General features: G+C 47.4%; 1 protein-coding gene. It reads right to left on the bottom strand.

The genetic code is table 11. The features are described from left to right. Positions 1–399, bottom strand: a 399-nt coding sequence (locus tag CWM53_RS04405) for a DUF3672 domain-containing protein (RefSeq protein ID WP_227521685.1), incomplete at both ends; no start/stop codon positions are given.

Below are 399 nucleotides of genomic sequence, written 5' to 3' on the forward strand. Positions count from 1 at the left end.
AAACTCGGAAACCTTAACCCCCTTAATCCAGACCTTGATCTTTCCAACGAAATTTACATCGCATGCCACTGTGCCTGATACAACGTATGTTTTTGTTCCGCCGACTGAACCAGAGTCATAATGAGTGATGTCTGGCCTTACGCCTTGTTTGAATACTCCAGCCGAGCAAATATCACCAACAAATCGGCTTGCCTGCACGGTTCCTCTGAAAACCCCATCAGTAGCGTCAATGGTGCCTTTGAAAGAACCGCTTTCTGCTTCAACATGTCCTCGGACAATGGCGTTGTGGAACTGAGAAGAACCATCCTTTCCGACACGCCAGCCCTGAGATCCGTCTACGAAGTTGTCAGACCTAATCTCACCACCAATTTTCGCATTGGTGATCGAGCCATCTTTAAT

Origin of the sequence: Klebsiella sp. A-Nf5 (assembly GCF_002810545.1) — a bacterium.
GTDB lineage: Bacteria > Pseudomonadota > Gammaproteobacteria > Enterobacterales > Enterobacteriaceae > Klebsiella > Klebsiella variicola.